The organism is Thermanaeromonas sp. (assembly GCF_021890735.1).
Classification (GTDB): Bacteria; Bacillota; DSM-521; order Neomoorellales; family Neomoorellaceae; genus Thermanaeromonas.
In genome coordinates this window covers 1-3,172 of record NZ_JAKKUR010000129.1, presented here as the reverse complement: position 1 = coordinate 3,172, position 3,172 = coordinate 1, and the positions used below count along the sequence as shown (strand labels likewise).

Genomic DNA, 3,172 nt, shown 5'->3' with positions numbered 1-3,172 from the left:
GGAACAACAGAAATTGAAGGAGCTGGCGGAGGCGAAAGCGAAAGTGGTAGAGAGACCCAAGGTGGAGGATATAGAGAAATGGTTACGGGTATCCTTACCGGCTCTAAGGGGTCCATATGCCGACCGGATATGGGTAAAGCACGTTTTACGGGAACTTACCCGGCCAAGTCTTTGGGCTCTTGTGGGATAGTCGGATGTTTTTGAGCTTTAGAGGGCGAAAAGGTAGAACTAAAGCTAGTGTAGCCTTTCAGAGGGAAGGGCTGGGAGGGGTGTCTTATTACCTTCTCTTACAGCTTTGCCAAGCCAATATCCAAGGTTTGCCATGTGTAATATAGCCGCCATGACCTGTACGGCAAAGCTATATTATCGAACGGTGGGGTCTCATCCGGAGAAATTCTTTCTGAACGCACCTACTATATCTTGACACGGACTTCGACAAATTTCCCCTTGAGTTTTGCTTTGAGCTGCAGTTAAGCTAGAAAATGTCGAAAGATAGCGGTAAGGAAGAGTGAATATGAATATTGGTAAAACCCTCGTGCAGATAGAGAGGATGCGGAGGAAGCTCATGGCAGTGGACCCGGAGGACACAGAGACGCTGCTCGCCATAAGCCAGAAGTTGGACGGGCTGGTGGTGCAGTATTACCGGGAAAAGCTACTACACGCAAAGTGGACGGCCAGGGTTGGCCCCACACACAGGTGAGGCCGCGGTGCGGCCAGGAAAGGAGATGGGGGCTGATGCGTGAAGTACCGCGCCCGCTAACCGAGGAGGAAAGGGAGTGGTTGCGGCAGGCCCTGTCACTGCTCCCCACGGGAGAGTATCTTGGCGGCGGCCGCTGGGTGGACGTTGAGACGGGACAGGTCCTGCCCCTCGACGCTCCCGCCGACCCGGAGCCCTATTTGGCACAGATTGAGGGGTTGCAAGTGGTAGACATGTGCCGCTGCGGCGACCCGGGGTGCCACACGGTGCGCTTCCAGCACTACCGGCCGGGGAAAAGCGTTGCCCTGGTTCACACGAATACCCTGGATGGCCGCCAGCTGGTAGTATTTGTGGACGAGGAGACCGGGCTGCTGACGGAACTGGAAGTCATTTAACGTGTGTTGAAGAGGGGTGCCGCGGCGCATTATTCTGGCTTTGGTTGGGAATTGGGTGCGGGAATTCTGTCCAGTCGGGGAGGGTTGCGTCAAATGCAGAGACGGTGGGGAAATTTAGAGTTTTTCAGCACTATTCAGTTAGCAGTCTTACTCTTGTTGTTGGCGTTATTTGCTCCGCCGGCGTCAGCAGGTTACGATCCGTGGTCGGACTGGCAGCGGGCCAGGGATATCGAGGCCAGCGATCCGGCTGCCGCCGAAAACCTTTACCGGCGGGCTGCTGGTTATTTCGAACAGCAGGGCGACCTTATTAATGCCGGGCTGGCCTGGCAGAAAATATTCTACCTTTGCGAGCGGCAGGGAAAGCTCATCGAGGCGGGAGAGGCTTATGCTAAAGAGGCCGCCCTTTTCGAGCGGGCAGGCAAGCCTGACTGGGCCTGGGGAGAGACGGCCCGGGGAGAAGCGCTGCGGCCAGTTGTGCGTCTCTTTTACCAGGTAGGGAGAGGAAACACCCCTTCCTTAGCCAAGTTTGAGCCAGTTAGGGGCGCTTATCTGGGCCTCTACGAAGAGCGCGGCCAGGCCAGCCACGATTACAACCGGGTGAAAGAGCTGTACGGCAGGCAGCACGCTCTCTTCTTAAGCTACGCGCATATCTATGGTCCGGGTGAGGTGTTTCTACCCTGGGATACTATACATAAGGTGCAGGAGGTCCCGGGAGCCGGGCTGGTCCTTGCGCTGGAACCGAATTGCGGGCTGGACGGGTTACGGGAAGAAGATATACTTGATATTGCCTGGCAGTTGGGAGAGCTGAACATACCGGTGTTCCTGCGGTTTGCGTCGGAGATGAACATGGAGGGAACCAACCAGTGGCACGGCGACCCCCAGAAATATGTTTTCTGGTTCAGGAAGGTCGCTTCCATTATGCGGGAGTACGCACCTAATGTGGCCATGGTTTGGAATCCCTTTGATATAGTCCAGCCGGAAGGGGTTAAAGCCGGTGCCCTTTCCTACTACCCCGGTGATACTTACGTGGACTGGGTGGGCGTGAACTTTTACAGCGACTATTATTTAAGCGGAAGGGCAGACCAGCCCGGTGCAGGGATAGATCCGCTGCAGCGCCTGGACTACTGGTACCGCATGTTTGCCGGCCGGAAGCCCCTTATGGTGGGGGAGTTCGGGATTGCTCATACCGCCCTCAAGCCCTATCAGGAGGATGTAAGCCGGTGGGCGGCCAACTATATCCGTAAGTTTTACAGCACCCTGCCCATCCTTTATCCCCGCGTTAAAGCTGTTGTTTATTTCGATCTGAACGAAAGCGACCCTCTCTACACTCAGGCTAAAGTGAGCGACTATCGGCTCAGCGACAAAGAAGAAGTGCTGAGGGCCTACCGGGAAGCCATAGCCAGCCCTTATTACTTAGAGCAGGTTGGCCAGAGCAGCACGGCTTCTTCTTACCGTGAGCTCAATGAAGGGGAAAAGCTCAACGGTGAGGTTATCCTTGGCGCTTATGCCAAGATTTACGACCCCTTTATCAGTCGGGTTGAATATTATCTTGACGGCAGGCTTATAGCCCGGACCAGCACCCCTCCCTACCTGGCTAAGGTTGATTTTAGCCGGGCCTATGGGCCAGTGTCCCTTGAAGTTAAGGTTTTTGATAGCCAGGGGAGGGAAGCTTTCAGCCAGGCCTACCTGGTAGAAGGTAGGGGTATCCCGGCGGCAGTTTTCACTTTGGGCGAGAAACGCTACACTTCGAGGGGGGAGACGAAGGAGATGGACGTGGCTCCCTTTACGTATGAAGGCCGCACCTTCGTGCCCCTGCGGTTTTTGGCCCAGGCGCTGGGAGTGCCTGGCGAAGGTATTTTTTGGGATGAGAAGGAGCGTCTCGTAAAGATTTCTTCCCAAGGCCACACCATAGTGCTACAGGTGGGCAGGAAGGAAATAGAAGTTGACGGGCGGGTGGAACCCATGGACGTGGCGCCCGTTGAAAGGGAGGAGCGCGTTTTTCTACCGGCGCGTTATGTGGCGGAGGCTTTGGGGTATGAGGTAGGCTGGGTGGAGAAGAGGCAGCAGGTAGTAGTGTGGC

3 protein-coding genes and 1 pseudogene are annotated in these 3,172 nt (G+C 55.6%); all 4 read left to right on the top strand.

Annotation, left to right across the window (positions count from 1 at the left end; translation table 11 throughout):
* A pseudogene (locus L5656_RS11085) lies at positions 1-190 on the top strand (ISLre2 family transposase); the annotation flags it as partial.
* 324 nt (positions 191-514) lie between these two features.
* Positions 515-700, top strand: coding sequence for an aspartyl-phosphate phosphatase Spo0E family protein (locus L5656_RS11080; protein ID WP_297202930.1), 186 nt, complete (start codon positions 515-517; stop codon positions 698-700).
* A 197-nt stretch (positions 701-897) separates the two neighbouring features.
* Positions 898-1,092 carry a hypothetical protein gene (locus L5656_RS11075; protein WP_297202928.1) on the top strand — a complete coding sequence of 65 codons (195 nt, stop codon included), beginning with the start codon at positions 898-900 and terminating at the stop codon, positions 1,090-1,092.
* A 93-nt stretch (positions 1,093-1,185) separates the two neighbouring features.
* Positions 1,186-3,172 (top strand): stalk domain-containing protein (locus L5656_RS11070; protein WP_297202926.1); only part of this gene is annotated, 1,987 nt, incomplete at its 3' end.